This is a genomic window from Streptomyces sp. NBC_00385, assembly GCF_035917155.1.
Lineage (GTDB): Bacteria > Actinomycetota > Actinomycetes > Streptomycetales > Streptomycetaceae > Streptomyces > Streptomyces poriferorum.
In genome coordinates this window covers 7522820-7540439 of record NZ_CP107951.1, presented here as the reverse complement: position 1 = coordinate 7540439, position 17620 = coordinate 7522820, and the positions used below count along the sequence as shown (strand labels likewise).

The 17620-nt window shown below is 72.3% G+C and carries 18 protein-coding genes; 10 read left to right on the top strand and 8 right to left on the bottom strand.

The genetic code is table 11. From position 1 onward, the window contains the following. The first annotated feature begins 127 nt into the window (after window positions 1-127). Complete coding sequence (locus tag OG959_RS33605) at window positions 128-2293, top strand: S9 family peptidase (protein WP_326664523.1); 2166 nt, start codon at window positions 128-130, stop codon at window positions 2291-2293. Between the two features lie 74 nt (window positions 2294-2367). After that, complete coding sequence (locus OG959_RS33600) at window positions 2368-2823, top strand: Rieske (2Fe-2S) protein (RefSeq protein WP_326664521.1); 456 nt, start codon at window positions 2368-2370, stop codon at window positions 2821-2823. A gap of 21 nt (window positions 2824-2844) precedes the next feature. Here the strand turns inward: OG959_RS33600 and OG959_RS33595 are convergent, their stop codons facing one another. Next, window positions 2845-3495, bottom strand: a complete 651-nt coding sequence (locus tag OG959_RS33595; protein ID WP_326664519.1) for a cysteine hydrolase — start codon at window positions 3493-3495, stop codon at window positions 2845-2847. Window positions 3496-3608: 113 nt separating this feature from the next. Between OG959_RS33595 and OG959_RS33590 the strand changes: the two genes are divergently transcribed. Beyond that, window positions 3609-4076: a pyridoxamine 5'-phosphate oxidase family protein gene (locus OG959_RS33590; RefSeq protein ID WP_326664517.1), complete on the top strand. Its 468-nt coding sequence runs from the start codon at window positions 3609-3611 to the stop codon at window positions 4074-4076. Between the two features lie 9 nt (window positions 4077-4085). On the opposite strand, the gene OG959_RS33585 is transcribed toward OG959_RS33590, so the two are convergent. Next, window positions 4086-5006 (bottom strand): LysR family transcriptional regulator, encoded by a 921-nt coding sequence (locus tag OG959_RS33585; RefSeq protein ID WP_326664515.1) that lies wholly within the window; start codon window positions 5004-5006, stop codon window positions 4086-4088. A 74-nt stretch (window positions 5007-5080) separates the two neighbouring features. Here OG959_RS33585 and OG959_RS33580 point away from each other — a divergent pair, with 74 nt between their 5' ends. Continuing rightward, a complete protein-coding gene (locus OG959_RS33580) occupies window positions 5081-6103 on the top strand; it encodes a DMT family transporter (protein WP_326664513.1) in 1023 nt (340 codons plus the stop codon). A 1-nt stretch (window position 6104) separates the two neighbouring features. Here OG959_RS33580 and OG959_RS33575 read toward each other — a convergent pair whose 3' ends face one another. After that, entirely contained in the window at window positions 6105-7436 is a 1332-nt protein-coding gene (locus OG959_RS33575) for an aminotransferase class I/II-fold pyridoxal phosphate-dependent enzyme (RefSeq protein ID WP_326664511.1), read from the bottom strand. A gap of 35 nt (window positions 7437-7471) precedes the next feature. Here OG959_RS33575 and OG959_RS33570 point away from each other — a divergent pair, with 35 nt between their 5' ends. After that, entirely contained in the window at window positions 7472-8167 is a 696-nt protein-coding gene (locus tag OG959_RS33570; protein WP_326664509.1) for a pyridoxamine 5'-phosphate oxidase family protein, read from the top strand. 60 nt (window positions 8168-8227) lie between these two features. On the opposite strand, the gene OG959_RS33565 is transcribed toward OG959_RS33570, so the two are convergent. The 3 genes from OG959_RS33565 to OG959_RS33555 form a co-directional block, all read right to left on the bottom strand. Next, a complete protein-coding gene (locus OG959_RS33565) occupies window positions 8228-9184 on the bottom strand; it encodes a DMT family transporter (protein ID WP_326664507.1) in 957 nt (318 codons plus the stop codon). Between the two features lie 157 nt (window positions 9185-9341). Next, on the bottom strand, window positions 9342-10391 hold the full coding sequence (locus tag OG959_RS33560; RefSeq protein WP_326664505.1) for an EamA family transporter: 1050 nt from the start codon (window positions 10389-10391) through the stop codon (window positions 9342-9344). Window positions 10392-10490: 99 nt separating this feature from the next. Next, a complete protein-coding gene (locus OG959_RS33555; RefSeq protein WP_326664503.1) occupies window positions 10491-11024 on the bottom strand; it encodes a Clp protease N-terminal domain-containing protein in 534 nt (177 codons plus the stop codon). 244 nt (window positions 11025-11268) lie between these two features. On the opposite strand from OG959_RS33555, the gene OG959_RS33550 reads away from it, so the two are divergent. Further along, window positions 11269-11481: a hypothetical protein gene (locus tag OG959_RS33550; protein WP_326664501.1), complete on the top strand. Its 213-nt coding sequence runs from the start codon at window positions 11269-11271 to the stop codon at window positions 11479-11481. A 61-nt stretch (window positions 11482-11542) separates the two neighbouring features. Beyond that, a complete protein-coding gene (locus OG959_RS33545; protein ID WP_326664499.1) occupies window positions 11543-11974 on the top strand; it encodes a type II toxin-antitoxin system Rv0910 family toxin in 432 nt (143 codons plus the stop codon). 105 nt (window positions 11975-12079) lie between these two features. On the opposite strand, the gene OG959_RS33540 is transcribed toward OG959_RS33545, so the two are convergent. Beyond that, window positions 12080-12718 (bottom strand): PadR family transcriptional regulator, encoded by a 639-nt coding sequence (locus OG959_RS33540; RefSeq protein ID WP_326664497.1) that lies wholly within the window; start codon window positions 12716-12718, stop codon window positions 12080-12082. Window positions 12719-13732: 1014 nt separating this feature from the next. On the opposite strand from OG959_RS33540, the gene OG959_RS33535 reads away from it, so the two are divergent. From OG959_RS33535 to OG959_RS33525, 3 genes are all read left to right on the top strand, one after another. Continuing rightward, window positions 13733-14584 carry a class I SAM-dependent methyltransferase gene (locus OG959_RS33535; RefSeq protein ID WP_326664495.1) on the top strand — a complete coding sequence of 284 codons (852 nt, stop codon included), beginning with the start codon at window positions 13733-13735 and terminating at the stop codon, window positions 14582-14584. Between the two features lie 107 nt (window positions 14585-14691). Continuing rightward, window positions 14692-15753 (top strand): phosphotransferase, encoded by a 1062-nt coding sequence (locus tag OG959_RS33530; RefSeq protein ID WP_326664493.1) that lies wholly within the window; start codon window positions 14692-14694, stop codon window positions 15751-15753. 130 nt (window positions 15754-15883) lie between these two features. Further along, the gene (locus OG959_RS33525) at window positions 15884-16705 is read left to right on the top strand and encodes a PhzF family phenazine biosynthesis protein (RefSeq protein ID WP_326664491.1); all 822 of its coding nucleotides are present in this window, start codon (window positions 15884-15886) and stop codon (window positions 16703-16705) included. A 119-nt stretch (window positions 16706-16824) separates the two neighbouring features. Here OG959_RS33525 and OG959_RS33520 read toward each other — a convergent pair whose 3' ends face one another. After that, window positions 16825-17604, bottom strand: a complete 780-nt coding sequence (locus tag OG959_RS33520) for a CPBP family intramembrane glutamic endopeptidase (RefSeq protein WP_326664489.1) — start codon at window positions 17602-17604, stop codon at window positions 16825-16827. Between the last annotated feature and the right edge of the window lie 16 nt (window positions 17605-17620).

Below are 17620 nucleotides of genomic sequence, written 5' to 3'. Positions count from 1 at the left end.
CGGTGCGGGGCTTCGTCGCGACAGGGCGGGATTCCGCAGGGCTCCTGCCCCGCCGGAGCGGAACCTCGCACCGTATGCGGGTGGACCGGGATGGATCGAGCGTATTTCCACCTGTCATGGTGTCGCCATGAATCCCCCCTACGGCGCGACCGTCGGCGCGCCCGCGACGGCCGCGGAACGCTTCCCGCTCCAGTTCGCCCGCACCCGGCGCTTCTCGCTCGGCGTGCCCCGGCAGTTCACCGTCTCCCCCGACGGCCAGCGCGTGCTGTTCCTCCGGGGCACCTCGGGCACCGATCCCGTGAGCAGACTCTGGCTGTACGAGGACGGTGCGGAGCGGCTCCTGGCCGATCCTCTCGGGCCCGGCTTCGCGGGCGGCGCCCCGGGCGAGGCGCCGCCCGAGGAAAGGGACCGGCGGGAACGGGCCCGTGAGACGTCCTCGGGGGTGGTGTCCTACGCCACCGACTCCGCCGCGCGACTGGTGGCCTTCGCCCTCCAGGGAGTCCTCTGGGTGCTGCGTACCGAGGGCGGCGCCCCGCTCCGCATCGCGACGGCCGGACCGGTCGTCGATCCGCGCCCTTCCCCCGACGGCTCCCTGATCGCGTACGTGTCCCGGGGCGCGCTGCGGACCGTACGGGCGGACGGGACCGAAGACCGCCCGCTGGCCGGACCGGACGGCGAGCACGTGACGTACGGGCTGCCCGACTACGTCGCTCAGGAGTCGATCGGACGTTCACGCGGCTACTGGTGGTCGCCCCGCGGTGATGCGCTCCTGGTCGCCCGGGTGGACACGGCACAGGTCCGCAAGCGCTACATCGCCGATCCAGCGAACCCGGAGCGACCGCCCCGTGTGGTGGCCTATCCGGCCGCGGGCACGGCGAACGCCGAGGTCTCGCTGCATCTGATGCGCGTGTCCGGCGAGCGGACCGAGGTCCGCCTGCCCGGGGAGGCCGGCGAGGGACACCCCGAAGACGTGTGGACGGACCGGGCGTTCGAGTACGTCGTGGCGGCGGGCTGGGACGACCACGGGCCGCTCGTCACCGTACAGACACGGGACCAGCGGTCGGTCCACGTCCTGGAGGTGGACGAGGCGTCCGGCGCGGCGCGCACCTCGCACCGGACCCATGACCCCGCCTGGGTGGCCCTGCGCCCGGGCACACCGTCGCGTCTGGGCTCCGGAGCGCTCGTCGTTCCCGCGCGGCCGGGCGGCGACACCCAGGGGCTGGACATCGGCGGTGTCACGACACCGCCGGGCCTTCAGGTCCGCGAGGTGATCGGCACGGCGAACGGGCGGGTGTTCTTCACGGCGGGCGAGGAACCGACCGAGATCCATGTCTGGTCGTACGCCCGCGACGATCCCGACGACGGTTTCGTACGGGTCAGCGGCGCACCCGGCGTCCACACGGCGGCCGTCGGAGGACCGACGGTGGTCCTGGACAGCAGGACGCCGGACGGCCATACGGTGACGGTGCTGCGCGCCGGGGTGCCGACGGGCTCCGTCGCGGTCCTGGTCGAGGAACCCCTCGTCACCCCGCGGCCGCTGGCCCTGAGTCTGGGCGAGCGGGACCTGCGCAGCAGGCTCTACCTGCCCTCCTGGCACCGGCAGGGCGACGGTCCGCTGCCGGTGCTGCTCAGTCCCTACGCGGGACACGGCATGCAGGTCGTCCTGGAGGTGCGGGCCTGGTGGGTCGCGGTCGCCCAGTGGTTCGCCGAGCAGGGGTTCGCCGTGCTGGTCACCGATGGACGGGGCACCCCAGGGCGTGGTGAGGCGTGGGAGAAGTCGGTGCACGGCGACCGCCTCACGGCCGTCCTGGAGGACCAGATCGACGCCTTGCACGCGGCGGCTGCCCGTTACCCGGACCTCGACCTGACCCGGGTGGCGATGCGCGGCTGGTCGTTCAGCGGGTACCTGGCGGCGGCGGCCGTGCTGAGGCACCCGGAGGTCTTCCACGCGGCGGTGGCGGGTGCGGCCCCTGCCGACCGGCGGCTCTACGACACCCATTGGGAGGAACGCTTCCTGGGTCACCCGGACGTGCGGCCCGAGAACTACACCCGCAATTCGCTCCTGGAAGAGGCGGCGGCACTGACCCGGCCGCTCATGCTCGTGCACGGTCTTGCCGATGACAATGTGGCCGTGGCGCACACGCTGCGGCTCTCCGCAGCGCTGCTCGCGGCGGGCAGGCCGCACACGGTTCTGCCGCTGTCGGGCGCCGGCCATCTGGTCGGCCAGGAGCAGACCGCGAGCAACCTGTTGCTGCTGGAGCGGGACTTCCTGAGGAAGTCCCTGGACCTTTGAACACGGATCACCGGCTGCCCGTACCCCTGGACGAAGCGTCGGATCCATGAACACCGCAGAGAGGGAGCGCCCGTATGAGCGCATCGCAGGACCACGAGGCCCGTATCGGGCGCCGGACCGTCGTCACGGCGGCCGGCGCCGTCTCGGTGGCTGCCGTACTGACCGCGTGCGGCAGCTCGAAGGAGTCGTCCGGATCCGATGCCGTCAAGCAGACCAACGGCAGCGGGGCCGCGAGCGGGGGCGCCGTTCTCGCGAAGACCACCGACATCCCGGAGGGCGGTGGCGCGATCTTCAAGGACGAGGGGGTCGTGGTCACCCAGCCCACGGCCGGTGAGTTCAAGGCGTTCTCCTCGAAGTGCACGCACGCGGGATGCACCGTCTCGACCGTGTCCGACGGCACCATCAACTGCCCGTGTCACGGCAGCAGGTTCGACGTGGCGACGGGCGACGTCAAGGCGGGTCCTGCCACCACACCGCTGCCCGCCACCGAGATCACGGTCGAGGGCGACTCGATCAGCCTGGCGTCGTAGCCCGGCCGCCCTGCCGTCGCCTCACTTCCTTTCCCTGGTACGACCGCTCAGCCAGCAGCCGAGGAGCTCGTCGGTCGTGGTCACGGTGGCGACCAGGGCGAGGGTGTTGCGGATCAGCGCGGGGGTGTAGTCGGCGGGCACCCCCGCGATGGCGTCGGACGGCACCACCGCGGTGTAGCCGAGGTTCACCGCGTCGAAGACCGCGTTGGGAATGGCCACGTTCGCCGATACGCCGGTGACGACGAGGGTCCGGCAGCCGAAGTTGCGGAGCAGGGCGTCCACGTCGGTGCCCGCTATCGGCGACAGCCCGTGCAGCCGGCGGACGACGAGGTCCTGGTCCGCCACCTCGATCGGCTCGGCGATCCGTACCGCCGTGCTGCCGGAGTGCTGCTGTACGGGGAGGCGGCCCGCGGCACGGAAGAGACGGGCGTTGCTGTTGGCGCCCCGGCCGTCCGGTCGGCGTTCGGCCACCGCGTGCAGGACCTGGACGCCCGCCTCATGGGCGGCGGAGACCAGCCGGGCGACGTTGTGCAGGGCCCCGGACGACCTGGCCTCCTTGGCCAGCTCCGGCAGCGCGCTGCCGGGGCCCACCACACCCTGCTGGCACTCCACCGTCAGCAGCACGGTGGTCGCCGGATCGGTCTGTTCGGCTAGCTGTTCCCTGCTCGGCACGGCTGCCCCTCTCGACGAACGGAACGGGCGCGCGAGGCTAACCTCCATTGCGTGATGAAGGAAGAGGCCCCATGATTCCTGACACACAGTCAGCTAACAGAAGGGGGCTTCCCATGGCCGTCAGTCAGCGGCGGGGTCGCCGGATCATGATGACGGACGAGGAGCGCGACGCCTACCTCGCCGACCAGCGCACCTGCCGGGTCGCCACCGTCGGCTCGGACGGCCGGCCGCACGTCGGCGCGCTCTGGTTCTGCTGGGACGGCACGTCGCTCTGGCTCTACTCCATCACCCGGAGCCTGCGCTGGTCGCACCTGAGCCACGACCCGAGGCTCTCCGTCGTCGTCGATGACGGAGTGGAGTACGGAGAGCTGCGCGGCATCGAGCTCTCGGGCGAGGCCGTCTTCGTCGGCGAGGCACCGCGCACCGGCGAGGCCTGCCCCGAACTCACCGTTCCCGAGAAGCTGTTCGCGGCGAAGTACTTCGGCATGGAGACGATGCCGCACGACGGCCGGCACGCCTGGATGCGGCTCACACCCGACGCCGTCACGTCCTGGGACTTCGGCAAGCTGGCCGGCCCGTGAGCACAGGGCTCAGAGGTCCCTCAGCGGATCGTCCAGCTCCCGCCCCGCCTCCCGCAACGCCGCGACCGCCGCTCTGATCGACGGGCGCCGGTCCGCGTCCGTCCGCCACACCGCGTGGACGTGCCGTCGCATCTTCTGCCGCACCGGAACCAGCCGCACCCCGTCGGGCACCGGCCCGCGGCCCAGCCGGGGCGCCACGCAGACGCCCATTCCCGCTGCGATCAGGGCGAGTTGGGTGTGGTGCTCGCCGGCGAGGTGGGCGATGCGCGGTTCGATCCCCTTGGAGCGGAGGGTGAACATCAGCCAGTCGTAACAGAACTCGCCCTCGGGCCACGACACCCAGTCGTCGTCGGCGAAGTCCTCCAGGTCGACCTTGTCGCGCTCCGCGAGCGGATGACCGGCCGGCATGGCGATGTCCGGCGCGTCGTCGAGCAGTCGCTCGCGGGCGAGGCCGCCCGGAACCGGCAGCCGCTTGTTGCTCCAGTCCAGCACCACGGCGAGATCGATGTCGCCCCTCAGTACGGCACGGATCCCGTCCTCGGGTTCCAGCTCCAGCGTACGGACCCGCAGTTCGGGATGGCCGGCGCGCAGGGCGACGAGCGTCGACGGGAAGAGCCCGCGCGCGGCGGTGGGAAACGCGCCCAGCCGGATCTCGCCCACCACCTCGCCGCGCTGGGCCTCGATGTCGGACTGGGCGAGTTCGACCTGCGAGAGGATCCGGGCCGCGTGGTCGGCGAGCAGCTGTCCCGCGTCTGTGAGCCGGATCCCGCGCCCGTTCCTGGCCAGCAGCTGCTGCCCCACCTCCCGCTCCAGCTTCGCCATCTGCTGGGAGACGGCGGACGTGGTGACGTGCAGCCCCTCGGCGGCGGCACTCACCGAACCGAGCCGGGCCAGGGCATCCAGGGTGCGCAGCCGCTCCAAGTTCAACATGTAAGCAATGCTACGCGGACACTCGCACAAAGTCTCACTTGTGCTACGAGATTGCTTTCGTCATCGTTGACCTCATGAGCGCACCGCCCGCGCCGGGGACCCCGGCCACCGTGACCCCGGGAATCAAGCAGACCGCAGCGGCGTCACCCCTCGCCGGTCCGGCGGCCCCCGCCGGCAGGCCCGCGCTGGACTGGCGGCTGCGCTTCGCGGCGCTCTCGCTCATCTGGGGCTTCAGCTTCCTCCTGATCAAGGTCGGGACCCATGGCTACGCACCGTTCCAGGTCACGCTCGGGCGGCTCCTGTCGGGGACCGCGGTCCTGGCCGTGGCCATGGCGGTGAAGCGGGAGCGACTGCCGCGCACCGCCCGGACCTGGGGCCATCTGGCCGTTGCCGCCTTCCTCCTCAACGCCCTGCCGTTCTCCCTGTTCGCGTACGCGGAACTGACCATCCCGTCGACCCTGGCCGGCATCTGCAACGCGACCTCACCGCTGTGGGGCATGGCGCTCTCCCTGGTCGCCCTGTCCGAGGACCGCCCGACCCGACGCCGCGTCGCAGGTCTCGGGCTCGGCTTTCTCGGCGTACTGACCGTGCTGGGCGCGTGGCAGGGCTTCTCCGGTCTGGACCTCGGCGGTACGGCGATGGCGCTCCTGGCCTCACTGAGCTATCCCGTCGGCTGGATCTACGTCCGCCGTACGCTGGCGGGCAGCGGTTCGTCCGCCCTTTCCCTCACCGGCAGCCAGCTCTTCCTCGGCACGGCGCAGCTCGCGCTGGTGACCCCGCTGTTCACCCCGGCACCGGACGGCTTCCCGCTGTGGCCCACCCTGTCCGTGGTCGCCCTCGGGGCGCTGGGAACGGGGCTCGCCGTACTGCTCCAGTACGGCCTGGTCACCGAGGTCGGCCCGACGACCGCGCAGATGGTCACCTACTTCATCCCGGTGATCGCCACCGCCGCCGGAGTCGCCGTGCTCGGCGAGCAGCTCAGCTGGAACACCCCGGTCGGCGCCCTCGTCGTCCTGACGGGTGCCGCGCTGACCCAGAGCAGGCCCCGCACCACCCGAGCGACGGCTCCGGGGCCGCGACGCCCGAGTCGGTCGTAGCTCAGCCGTAGCTCAGCGGGTCGGCGGGCCCCGCCGCCGCGGCCACGGCGTCCGCGAGCGGCGCGATGTCGGCGTCGGTGAGCGGCGACACGGTGAGCCGGATCCCCTGTGGCGCCGTCATCCGGAAGCGGGCGCCGGGCGCCACCGCCCAGCCCGCGTGCAGCAGCCGCGCCACGGCACCCGTCTCGTCGCTGACGGGGACCCACACGTTCATCCCGCTGCGTCCGTGCGCCTCGATGCCCCGGTCCTCCAGGGCCCGGACGAGCGCGTCCCGGCGACGGGCGTACGACCGGGCCACCTCACGGGTGTCGACCGCGCCCGTGGTCCACAGGTGCACCACCGCCCGCTGCAGCAGCCGGCTGACCCAGCCGGGTCCCAGCCGCTGCCGGCCCGAGACCCGGTCGGCGGTGACGGCGTCCCCGGTGAACACGGCGACCCGCAGGTCCGGCCCGTACGCCTTGGCGACGGAACGCACGAACGCCCAGCGGTCCGTGACACCCGCCAGGGGGTGCAGCGGCAGGTCGACGATGGCGTGCCCGTGGTCGTCCTCGATCAGGAGCACTCCGCGGTACCCGGCGAGGACCGCCCGCAGTTCGGCCGCGCGCCCGGCACCGATCGCCGCTCCGGTCGGATTCTGCGCCCGGTCGGTGATGACGACCGCGCGTGCACCAGCCCCGAGCGCCGCGTCGAGGGCGTCGGGCAGCGGGCCGTCGTCGTCGACCGCTACGGGGACCGGGCGCATGCCCAGCGCCGGGACGAGATCCAGGAGACCGCCCCAGCCGGGGTCCTCGACCGCGACCGCGTCACCGGGCCTGAGGTGCGCGACCAGCACCCTTTCGATGGCGTCCAGCGAGCCGGAGGTCGCGATCACCGGCCCGGCCGGTACGCCGTCCGCGTCGAACCCGGCGCGCGCCAGGGCGGCGAACTCCGGGTCCACGGAAGCCTGCGCGTACATCCCCGGCGCCCGCGCGTACGCCTCGGCGACCGAGGCGAAGGCCTCCCCGAGGGCGGGCAGCAGCGCCGGGTCGGGGTTCCCCTGCCCCAGGTCCCGCACACCCGGCGGCGCCTCGACCCGCACCGACCCGCGCGCGGTGCTCGCCGGCCGCGGCCGGACCCTGCTGCCCCTGCGCCCGGCCGTCTCGATCACGCCGCGCTCCCGCAGGGTGCGGTAGGCGGCTGCCACCGTATTGGGGTTCACCCCCAGCCGGCTCGCCAACTCCCTCATGGGAGGCAGCACTTGCCCGGGCGTCAGCTCACCCGAACCGACCGCCCGCTCCACACTGGCGGCAATTTCCGATGCACGCCGCCCACTGATCCGATACTCTCCTAGCACAAAAATCATTATGCACTAGTGCAATGGAGTACGCAATGCCGGAGACCGCACCCCAGCAGACCACGGCCCCGGGCCCCGCGACCGCTTACGACGCGACCGGACGCACGGTCCCGACCCGTTCCCGGGAGCGGGCCTCCTACGACCGGGAACAGGTCCACTCGATACTCGACGAGGCGTACGTCTGCCACCTCGGCTTCGTACGGGACGGCGCACCCGTCGTCCTTCCCACGCTCTTCGGCCGGGTCGGCGAGCGCCTCTACGTACACGGCTCGACCGGCTCCCGCCCGCTGCGGGCGGCGGACGGGAGCGACGAGGGGCTGGCCGTGTGTCTGACGGTGACGCATGTCGACGGGCTGGTGCTGGCCCGTTCCGCCTTCCACCACTCGCTCAACTACCGTTCCGTGGTCGTCCACGGCATGGCGCACACGGTGACCGACCCCGAGGAGCGGCGCGTCGCCCTCGACGCGATCGTCGAACAGGTCGTGCCCGGGCGGTCCAAGGACTCCCGGCCCGCCGACGACAAGGAGCTGGCGGCCACCGCCGTGATCCGGCTGGACCTGCGGGAGGTCTCAGCCAAGATCCGGACCGGTGGCCCCAACGACGACGCTCGCGACCTCGCGCTCCCCCACTGGGCCGGTGTCGTCCCCCTCGCGCCCGGCTACGCCACACCCGTTCCCGCGGACGACCTCGATCCCTCGATCGCCGTCCCGGAGTATCTGAAGGCGCTCTGACGGAGCCGCCCGGGTGCGGGGCCGCACTACGGCCCCGCACCGCCCCGCCACCTCGGTGGTTCACACCGGGACGGCCGCCTCCCGGCGGGCGTTCGCCGCGCCGCGCGTCTCGGCGAGGGCCAGCCCGACCACCGCCGTGAGCAGCAGCAGCGTCCCGGCGACCGTGGCCGGCGTGAGCTGCTCGTGGAGCACGACGACAGCGATGACCGCCGCGCTGACCGGTTCGAGCAGCATGATCACCGACACGGTGGCGGCCCGCACCACCGCGGCGCCCGCGAAGTACAGCGCGTAGGCGAGGGCGGTCGGGATCGCCGCGACGTACACGAGCAGGGTCACCACCTGCGCCAGGTGCTCGGTGTGCGGGACGAGGCCCTCGCCGGCCGCCATCGGCAGCAGCGCGACCGCGGCGATTCCGAACGCCCAGGCACTGGTCGCGAGCGCGTCACCGCCGCCACCGTCCCGCCCGAGCCAACGGGTGAGCAGGGTGATGGCGGCGTAGCCCGCTGCGGAGAGCAGGGCCAGCGCGATCCCGGCAGGCCGCACCGTGCCCGCATCGCCGCCGAGCACCAGGACGGCGAGACCGGTCAGCGCTCCGGCGACCGCGGCGATGCCGCCGAGCCCGAGCCGCTCCCCCATCGTGAGCCGGGCGCCGACCGCGATGAGGACAGGGCCCGCGCCGAGCGTGACCACGGTGCCGACCGCGAGGCCGGTGGCCTGGACGGCGGCGAAGTACGCGGTCTGGAAAACGGTGAGGCCGATACCGGTACCGACGATGCGCAGCAGTCGCCGGCGCCCGGACTCGGCGACGGCCACCGTCCGGCCGGGCCGCAGCGCGAGCGCGGCGAGCAGGAGCAGGAGGCCGCCCGCACAGCGCCAGAACGACAGGGCGAGAGGGCCGAGATCGCTGGCCCCGAAGAGCAGCGAGGCGGCGGCACCGGCCGTGCCCCAGGCCACTCCGGCGATGATCAGATAGCAAAGGCTCCGCCCGACGGGCAGGCCGGAAGCAGGGTTCGACACGTGACTTCTCCAGGGAAGAACGGGGAGGTGGTCGCTCGGCTCCGCACGCGGGCAGCGACGAACCGCTCGGGGACTGCCCGAGCCCGGTCTTCGTCTGAGTGGCTGCCCGCGCTAGGCGGCAGGCGGCGGAAGTACGGTCAAACGCATGATCGCCACCTTAGGAGGCGGCACGTCCGGCGGGCAACTCCCCCTCGGCCGCCGCCCGCTCCGCGCCCGGCCCCGAGGCGCCCGACCCCGAGGCAACGGGCCCCGAGGCGACGGGCCCCGAGGCGACGGGCCCCGAGGGCGCCTTGGGCGTGGACGACTGCGCGATGAGGGCGCCGGTCAGGACGAGCGCACCGCCGATGAGCTGCGGCGCGGCCAGGTGTTCCCCGAGCAGCACCCACGCCAGCACGGTGGCGATGACGGCTTCCAGGCAGGCGACGACACCCGCCACCGCGGGTGACAGCAGCCGCACCGAGATCACACCGGTGACATACGCGATGACGGTGGCCAGCAGCACGATCCACACGAGGAGCAGCCAGGCGGGCACCTCCGTGCCGTTCATCGCGGTGTCGCCGCCGAGCACGGACCAGTCCATGCCCCACGGGCGCGCCACGACGGTCAGGACGGCGGCTCCGATCAGCAGCCCGTAGGCGATGACACCGACCGGATGCGGCGGCTCGGCGCCGTCCGCCGCATCCGCGCTCCCCTGGTCGGAGAGGACGAAGTAGCCGACCTGGCAGCAGGCCGCACCGAGCGCGAGCAGCAGTCCGAAGGCGTCGAAGCTCAGCCCGGACCACACCTCGACCACACAGGCCAGACCGCCGACCGCGAGGACGACGCCGACGGCGGCCGCCCGGGTCACCGGGCGGCGCTGGACGAAGCGCACCCAGCCGAGGACCAGCGCCGGGGCCAGGTACTCGACGAGCAGGGCGACGCCCACCGGAATACGGGAGATCGCGGCGAAGTAGCAGGCCTGGACACCCGCGACGGCGAGGAGTCCGAATCCCAGCAGCAGCACGGGGCGGCTGCGGACCAGATCCCGATGGCGCCAGGCCACGGGCAGCATGACGAGCGCGGCGCCCGCCACCCTGAGCCACACCACGTGGAGCGGGTCCAGGCCCGCCTCGATGAGCGGCTTGGCCGCCACTCCGGAACCACCGAACGCGAAGGCCGAGGCAAGGGCGAGTCCCAGGCCGGCGCTTCTTCCCTGAGACGCGTGCATCGGCACATCATGACAGCCGGCGTCAGGAGCGTCACCCCCGTGACGCCTGACTTGGGTAACACTCCGATGTCAACGGCGCCCCTGACACGCCGGGGGCTGTCACACCTGGCCGGACGCCTCCACGATGCGGTCCGCGAGCAGCGCCGGGTCGACGCCCGCCCGCGCCAGCACCTTGACGGCCCGGCACTCCAGGTCCGCGGCCAGTGCGGCGAGCAGGTCGAGTCCGCCGGCCCTCTCGCGCCCGTACGCCTTCGCCCGGCGGGCGGCGTCCGCCATCGCGGACGCCGCTGAGGGCGACCACCCTTCGGCACCCGCGTCGGCCACCACCGGGACCGCACCCGAGTCCTCCACCGCACCCTGCCAGCGAAGCCCGTATCCGATGCTGCGCTGGACGAGGTAGCCGAGCACCCTGGCCAGCTGAGGGCCGCCGTCGAAGGCCGTACGGACGGCGGGGTCCGACTCGATGAGGGAATGCAGCAGATGAGCCGTATCGATCTGCCGATCACCGTCACGCAGGGCGCGCCTGCGCGCGCTCGTCACCACGGCGGCCAGCTCGTCGGTGAGTCCGGCGTCGTACTCAGCGCGGTGGTTCGGTGCGGGCTGCTGAGGGATCCGCGGGGTCGGGTTCTGCACACTTCCACCCCATCAGCCCGTATCGGCCGCGGCGTCCCCGGAGAGTCCCATTGCCGCATCCCACCCGAGTTGGGCACAGAGGAGCGAGACCTCCTCCTTACGGATGAGATCGGGCCGTTCCGGGGCCGGATTCCCGCAAACGGAGCGCGCCGCCTTGCCTCACGCTCCCGGAGCAACCGGAAGCCTCCCCGCACACGTCTCTCACGCCGGAACACCAAGACGGCCGCGGGAGGGGGTGCCGGAGGTGAGCTGGCTCGTCTCGCTGCCGGCACTCGACGGGCGCGACTACGTCTACCGGGTGCACGCGCCGTCCGACGCGCTGCGCGCGGATCTCTTCTGGGCGGCGTTCCACTGCCACGACGACGGACCGCATCCACGCGCCTGCGACCGGTTCGACGCGGCCCGGATCTGGCGGACCGGAACCGGTCCAACAGATCTGACGCTTCATCAGTATTGAATGTTATCGCCGCTGCGGCTACGTTCCGCGACACCGTAACCCGTCGAGAAGGGGTGGTCGCATGGCCGAAGTCAGTGCAGAAGCGCGTATCGCAGCACCGGCCGGCAAGGTCTGGGCCCAGCTGACCGACTTCAGCACGTACGGGGAGTGGAACGCCACCCACACCAGCTTCCCCAAGGGCAGCCCGGCCGACCTCGTACTGGCGGGCACGTACGAGGAGAACATGAAGCTGATGGGATTCCCCGCCGAGGTGACCTGGACGGTGTCGGAACTGGAGGACGGCCGACTGCTGACCACCACGGGGAAGGGGCCGATGGGTGTCAACCTCAGGATGAGCTACGTGCTCACGCCGGACGGGGACGCCACCACGATCCGCATCGACGGCGAGTTCACCGGGGCGGCGGTCTCCCTGATGGCCGGCAAGCTGAAGGACTCGGCCACCGCGGCCCTCATCGAGTCACTGCGCAAACTGGACGGACTGATCGTCACCTGACCCCGCACGGCACGGCCGCCACCCCACCCGTACACACCGAAGGGCCCCGCGGCAGCACCACGGGGCCCTTCGGCACATCCCTCCCCACCTCACTCACCGTCCGGCTCAGTGCTCGTCGGCGAGGATGAGGTAGAGCTTCTTCCGGGCGTCGTTGATCACCGCCAGCGCCTTCTCGCGCTGGTCGGGCGAGCCGGTCTTCCAGACCTGGCCGAACGCCTCCATCATCCCGAAACCGGCCTGCCGGACCTCGTTGAGGCTGTCCCAGTCGACGCCGCGGCCGGCTTCCTCCCAGGGCGCGTCGGCCCCCGACTCCGCTTCGGTACGACCGGCGTCGGTGAGGGTGAACAGCTTCTTGCCACCCTCGCTCGCACTGACGATCAGCCCCTCGTCCTCCAGCAGCTGCAGGGTCGGGTACACCGAGCCCGGGCTGGGCCGCCAGGCCCCGCCGCTGCGCTCGCCGATCTCCTGGATCATCTCGTAGCCGTGCATCGGCCGGTCCTTCAGCAGCGCGAGGATCGACGCACGCACGTCACCGCGGCGCGCCCTCCCCCGGCCGCCACCGCGACCCCGCCCTCCGCCGAACGGGCCGCCACCGAAGGGGCCGCCGCCGAACGGCGGGCCGAACTGCCCGAAGGCGGCGCGGCGCCCCTCGAAGTCGCCCCGCTCGTACTCACCGGGACCGAAGGGGCCGCGCCCCTGACCGTGCCCACGACCGTGTCCGTGCTCATGTCCATGTGAACGCATGACCGTTCTCCTTCTCTCATTGATCTCTTATCTATCGCTGTACTGTCGCGATGCGTCAACGATATATCGGAACCGGTCGCTTGACAAACCCCTGCGCAGAACCCGTGCCCTGTGACGGCGAATCTCGTTCGATTGCCACTGAACCTTGACCACCGGCATGTTCCTGCCACCGGCTGCCGGCGAAGCCGACTTCGGGCACCCACGCGTCCGGCTCGGCGGTGACCCGCCGGTCCCGAGCCCACGGGGCCACAAGGCCGCACGGGGAACTGCCGGTCCTCGCACCGGGCGAGGTCATACGGATCGACTCCACCCCGCTGGACGTGCCGGTCCTCCTCGACAACGGCGTCACCGGCAGAGTCGAGCTCACCGCCGTGATCGATGTCGGGACCAGGACGCCGACCGCGGCGGTGCTGCGGCCGACCACGAGAGCCGTGGCCGCCGGCGTGCTGCCGGCCCGCATCCACCGCGACCCCCACGACGTCTCCCGGATCTGGGTACGCAACCATCGCGGTGACAACGAGTGGGTCCCGGCCACCTGGAAACACCTGAACCGGGCACCGGCCCCTTCGGTGACCTGGCCTGGGACCATGCCGGCCACCAGCTGCCCCGCGCCACCGAGGCGGAGATCGCCGACGCGGTCGCGGCCCTGCTCACCCGGGCCCACAGCGGACCGAAGACCGAGCAGGGACCAGGGTCCGGCAAGCTCGACCGGCGGGTGGTGGCGGCCCGCACCAAAGCCGCAGGTCCCGTCGTCCCCATGTCCGTTGCCGGTCCTCAGAACCAGCCCGGACAGCGTTATCGCCCGTGTCCATCCGCCTGCCGAAGGGCCAAATATCTCAAACCTGAATAAAAGTGGCTGAACGAAGCAGACCCGGCTGATCCAACCGGACCACGCATCTGCCCCGTCTGCGACGGCCCGATGTTCTCGGCAGCACGCCGGACATGCTCAGACCGATGCCGCCAGAAGGCATACCGGCAGCGGAAGGCCCAACCGGCCCCGCCTAGGCTGGCGCGGTGACTGATGAGCAGAAGCGGGTGCAGCCGTCGGGAGTGTGGGCCACGGCGGTGGGGGTGGCCAGGGTGCGGGCCCTGGAGACCGAGCGGGAGAACGCGCTGTTCCGCGACCCACTGGCACAGGCCTTCGCCACCGCCGGTGGCCTATGGCCCTCCTCACCGCCGCTGCCCGATGACGAGGTTGCGCGCCGCCGTCGCCTGGCCGTGTCGCTCTCCATCGTCATCAGGACGAAGTTCCTCGACGACCTGTTGCGGCAGGCCTCCGCGTCCGGGGTCCGGCAGGTCGTGCTGCTCGGCGCCGGCATGGACAGCCGGGCCTTCCGGATCGACTGGCCCGAGGACACCCGGCTGTTCGAGGTCGACACCGCCGCGCCACTGGACTTCAAGGCTTCGGTGCTGCGCCAGGAGCGGGCCGTCGCACGCTGCGAGCGGATCACCGTCGCGGTGGATCTGCGTGAGGACTGGCCGGCCGCGCTGGCCGCCGCAGGGCACGACCCGGCGGCGCCGACCGCGTGGATCGGCGAAGGACTGCTGATCTATCTGCCCGAGGACGCGGTGGAGCTGCTGCTGGCCCGGATCAGCGCGCAGTCGGCAGCCGGCAGCCGGATGGGGCTGACGTTGGGCTCGCGCGGCGTGATCGAGCGCTTCGGCGCGGACGCCGTGCCGGGATCGGCGGCGTCCATGTGGGTCTCGGAGATGCCCGACGACCCGGTGGGCTGGCTGGCCGGGCACGGCTGGGAGGCCGACAGCCACACCCTGCGCGAGCGCGCTGCCGCCTACGGCCGCCCGATCAGCACCCCGCCGCAGCGCGAGGAGCGGCCCGGCGGGCTGATCTCGGCGGTCCGCCGGTAGAGCGCCTCCCGGCGGTCAAACCTCAGTGGCGGTTCACTGTCACAGGACAACTCGCTCCGGCGGCCGCCAGGACAGCCGCGTGCCCGGCGACGGCTACGCTCGTCGGCATGCCGAACCGTGTTCCGTTCAACGAGGCACTGCTCTCGACCGTGGGCACGCCCCAGCAGACCGAGCTCCTGGACAGCAGTCCGCGGTCGCGCGTGTGGCGGGTGCGGCTGACCGACGGACGGCTGGTGATCGTCAAACAGATCACCGGCGCCGGGGACGCGAGGGCCGACGCGGACACGCGCTTCGCGCGGGAGGCCGCCGGGCTGCGCCTGGCGGGAAGGGCCTCCGGGCGGCCCGCCGTGGCCCCCGCGGTGCTCGCCACGGACCTGCCCTCGCGGGTGCTGGTCCTCGAGCACCTGGAGGACCTCGGCAGGACGGACGACTGGATGCCGGGATACGCCGAGTCGCTCGCCCGCCTGCACGCCCTGACCGGCCCCGCCGACGCGGGCGCGCTACCGGCCTCGTCGGGGCCCACGGCCACCGACGCGGAGTCCTTCCTCACCCTGGCCGGGGCGCTCGACGTGCCCGTACCGGCCACGGTTCCCGATGAACTGGCGGGCCTCCTGGAGCGGTTGGACCCCACCCCGCACCATGCACTGCTGCACGGCGACCCCTGCCCCGGCAACGATCTGCGCACCGCCGACGGCGTCCGCTTCGTCGACTTCGAGCGGGCCTCGCTCGGCAACGGCCTGACCGAACTCGCCTACTTCCGCATCGGCTTCCCCACCTGCTGGTGCGCGATGTCGGTCACCGCGGCCCCGCTCACGGAGGTCGAGGACGTCTACCGGACCACCTGGCGCGGCCTCACCGGGACGGACGTGGCGGGCGACCTCGCCGACGCCTGCGCGGGCTGGCTGATCCAGGGCGACGCGCTCGTCGAGCGGGCCCACCGCGGAACGGCCGACCAGTTCGCACGGGTACCCGCCGAGGACTTCGAGTGGGGCTACGTCTCGGCCCGTGAGCGGCTCGTCCACCGCCTCGGCGTGGTCGCCGGCCTGACCCGCGACCACGATCACCTGCACTCCCTCGGCCGCCTCAGCTCCGCCCTGGCCGGCCGCCTGCTCGAACGCTGGCCGACGCTGCGCCCGCTGCCCGCACAGGACGCCCGCCCTTGGTACTAGGCCGCGCCCACCGGCTCACGCCCGACGGGAACGGCCTGACAGAGCGTCCACCGCAGGGACAGGTCATTCCGAGCCGCCGACCCGGAATTGGCCTTGGCCGGCGGCCTCGCCGCGTCCCTACCGTCGGACCATGAGGATTCGTATCGTCGACGCGTTCACCGACCGCCCCTTCTCCGGCAACCCCGCAGGTGTCCTGCTCCTGGGCCCGGAGGGCTTCCCCGATGACAGCCGTCTCCAGCAGATCGCCTCGGAGCTGAACCTCTCCGAGACCGCGTTCGCCCATCCGCTGCCGCCGGGCGGCACCGCCGACTGGGCGCTGCGCTGGTTCACCCCGTCCACCGAGGTCGACATGTGTGGCCACGCCACCCTGGCCACGGCCCACGTCCTGCACACCACCTCGACCGCGAGCGGCACGGTGCGCTTCGCCGCCCGGTGCGGGGTCCTCACCTCGACCGCGGACCCGGACGGCTCGATCGCACTCGATTTCCCGACCGCCGCCCTGACCCCCGAAGTCCCGCCGGCCGGACTGGCCGCCGCCCTCGGCGCGGAGCCCGTATCCGTGCACGACACGGGCCCGCACATCGGCGATCTCCTCGTGGAACTGGCCGACGAGGCGACCGTACGGGGCCTCTCACCGGACTTCGCGGCGCTGACCGCCCACTCACGGCGCGGTGTCATCGCGACGGCCGCCGCCGCCTCACCGGACTGCGGCTACGACTTCGTGTCCCGCGGCTTCTTCCCCGCCGTGGGCATCGACGAGGATCCGGTGACGGGCAGCGCCCACACCGCCCTCGCGCCGTTCTGGTCGGCCCGGCTCGGCCGCGACGAACTGACCGGCCTCCAGGCGTCCGCCCGATCGGGTCTGGTCCACACGTCGCTGCGCGGGGACCGCACCCTGCTGACAGGCAGTGCCGTGACGGTCGTGGACGGCGAGCTGCTCGTCACCCTGTGACGGCGATGGACGACGCGAGGGGTGTGCGGACGTCCCGCACACTCCTCGCCCCACACACCCCGGACCTCCCACACACCCCGGACCTCCCGCACACCCCTGACCCCCCACCCGCCCCGGCCTCACGGGGTCGGCAGCCAGTCCACCTTCCCGGCGAGCAGCGCGTACCCGACGAACGCACCGATGTCGAGCAGGGCATGCGCGGCGACCAGCGGCCCCACGCGCTGCCAGCGGCGGTACAGCAGCACGAAGACGACGCCCATCACCATGTTGCCGATGAAGCCGCCGATTCCCTGGTACAGGTGGTACGAGCCGCGCAGGACCGAACTCGCCGCCAGCGCGGCCATCGGGGTCCACCCCAACTGCCCCAGCCGGCGCAGCAGATACCCGACGACGATCACTTCCTCCACCACGGAGTTCTGGATCGCCGACAGGATGAGCACCGGGAACTTCCACCACACGTCGGGCAGCGACTCGGGGACGACCGTGAGGTTGAAACCGGCGGTGCGGGCGACCAGATAGAAGGCCAGGCCCGCACTGCCGATCCCCGCCGCCACCAGCGTCCCGCGCCCGATGTCCGACCACGGCCCGGAGCGGTCGAAGCCGATGGCGCGCAGCCCCGCCCCCTCCCTGATCAGCAGATGCGCCACCAGGGCGACCGGCACCAGCGCCGTCGTGATACCGAAGAGCTGCCAGGCGAGATCCAGCCATGGGCGCCCCGGCGCGTAGGAGCTGTTGAGCGTGGCCGCCTGATCCTTCAAACCCCCTGGTTTCGTCAAGGATCCGACAAAACTGATCAGGGCAGACACTCCGCTGGCCCCCAGCGAGAGAGCCAGAACCAACACCGTTTCGGACCGCAAGATCCGTCGTGACACGGCCTCCTGGGGAAAAGATTCAGCCACACGCCCCGCCTCCACC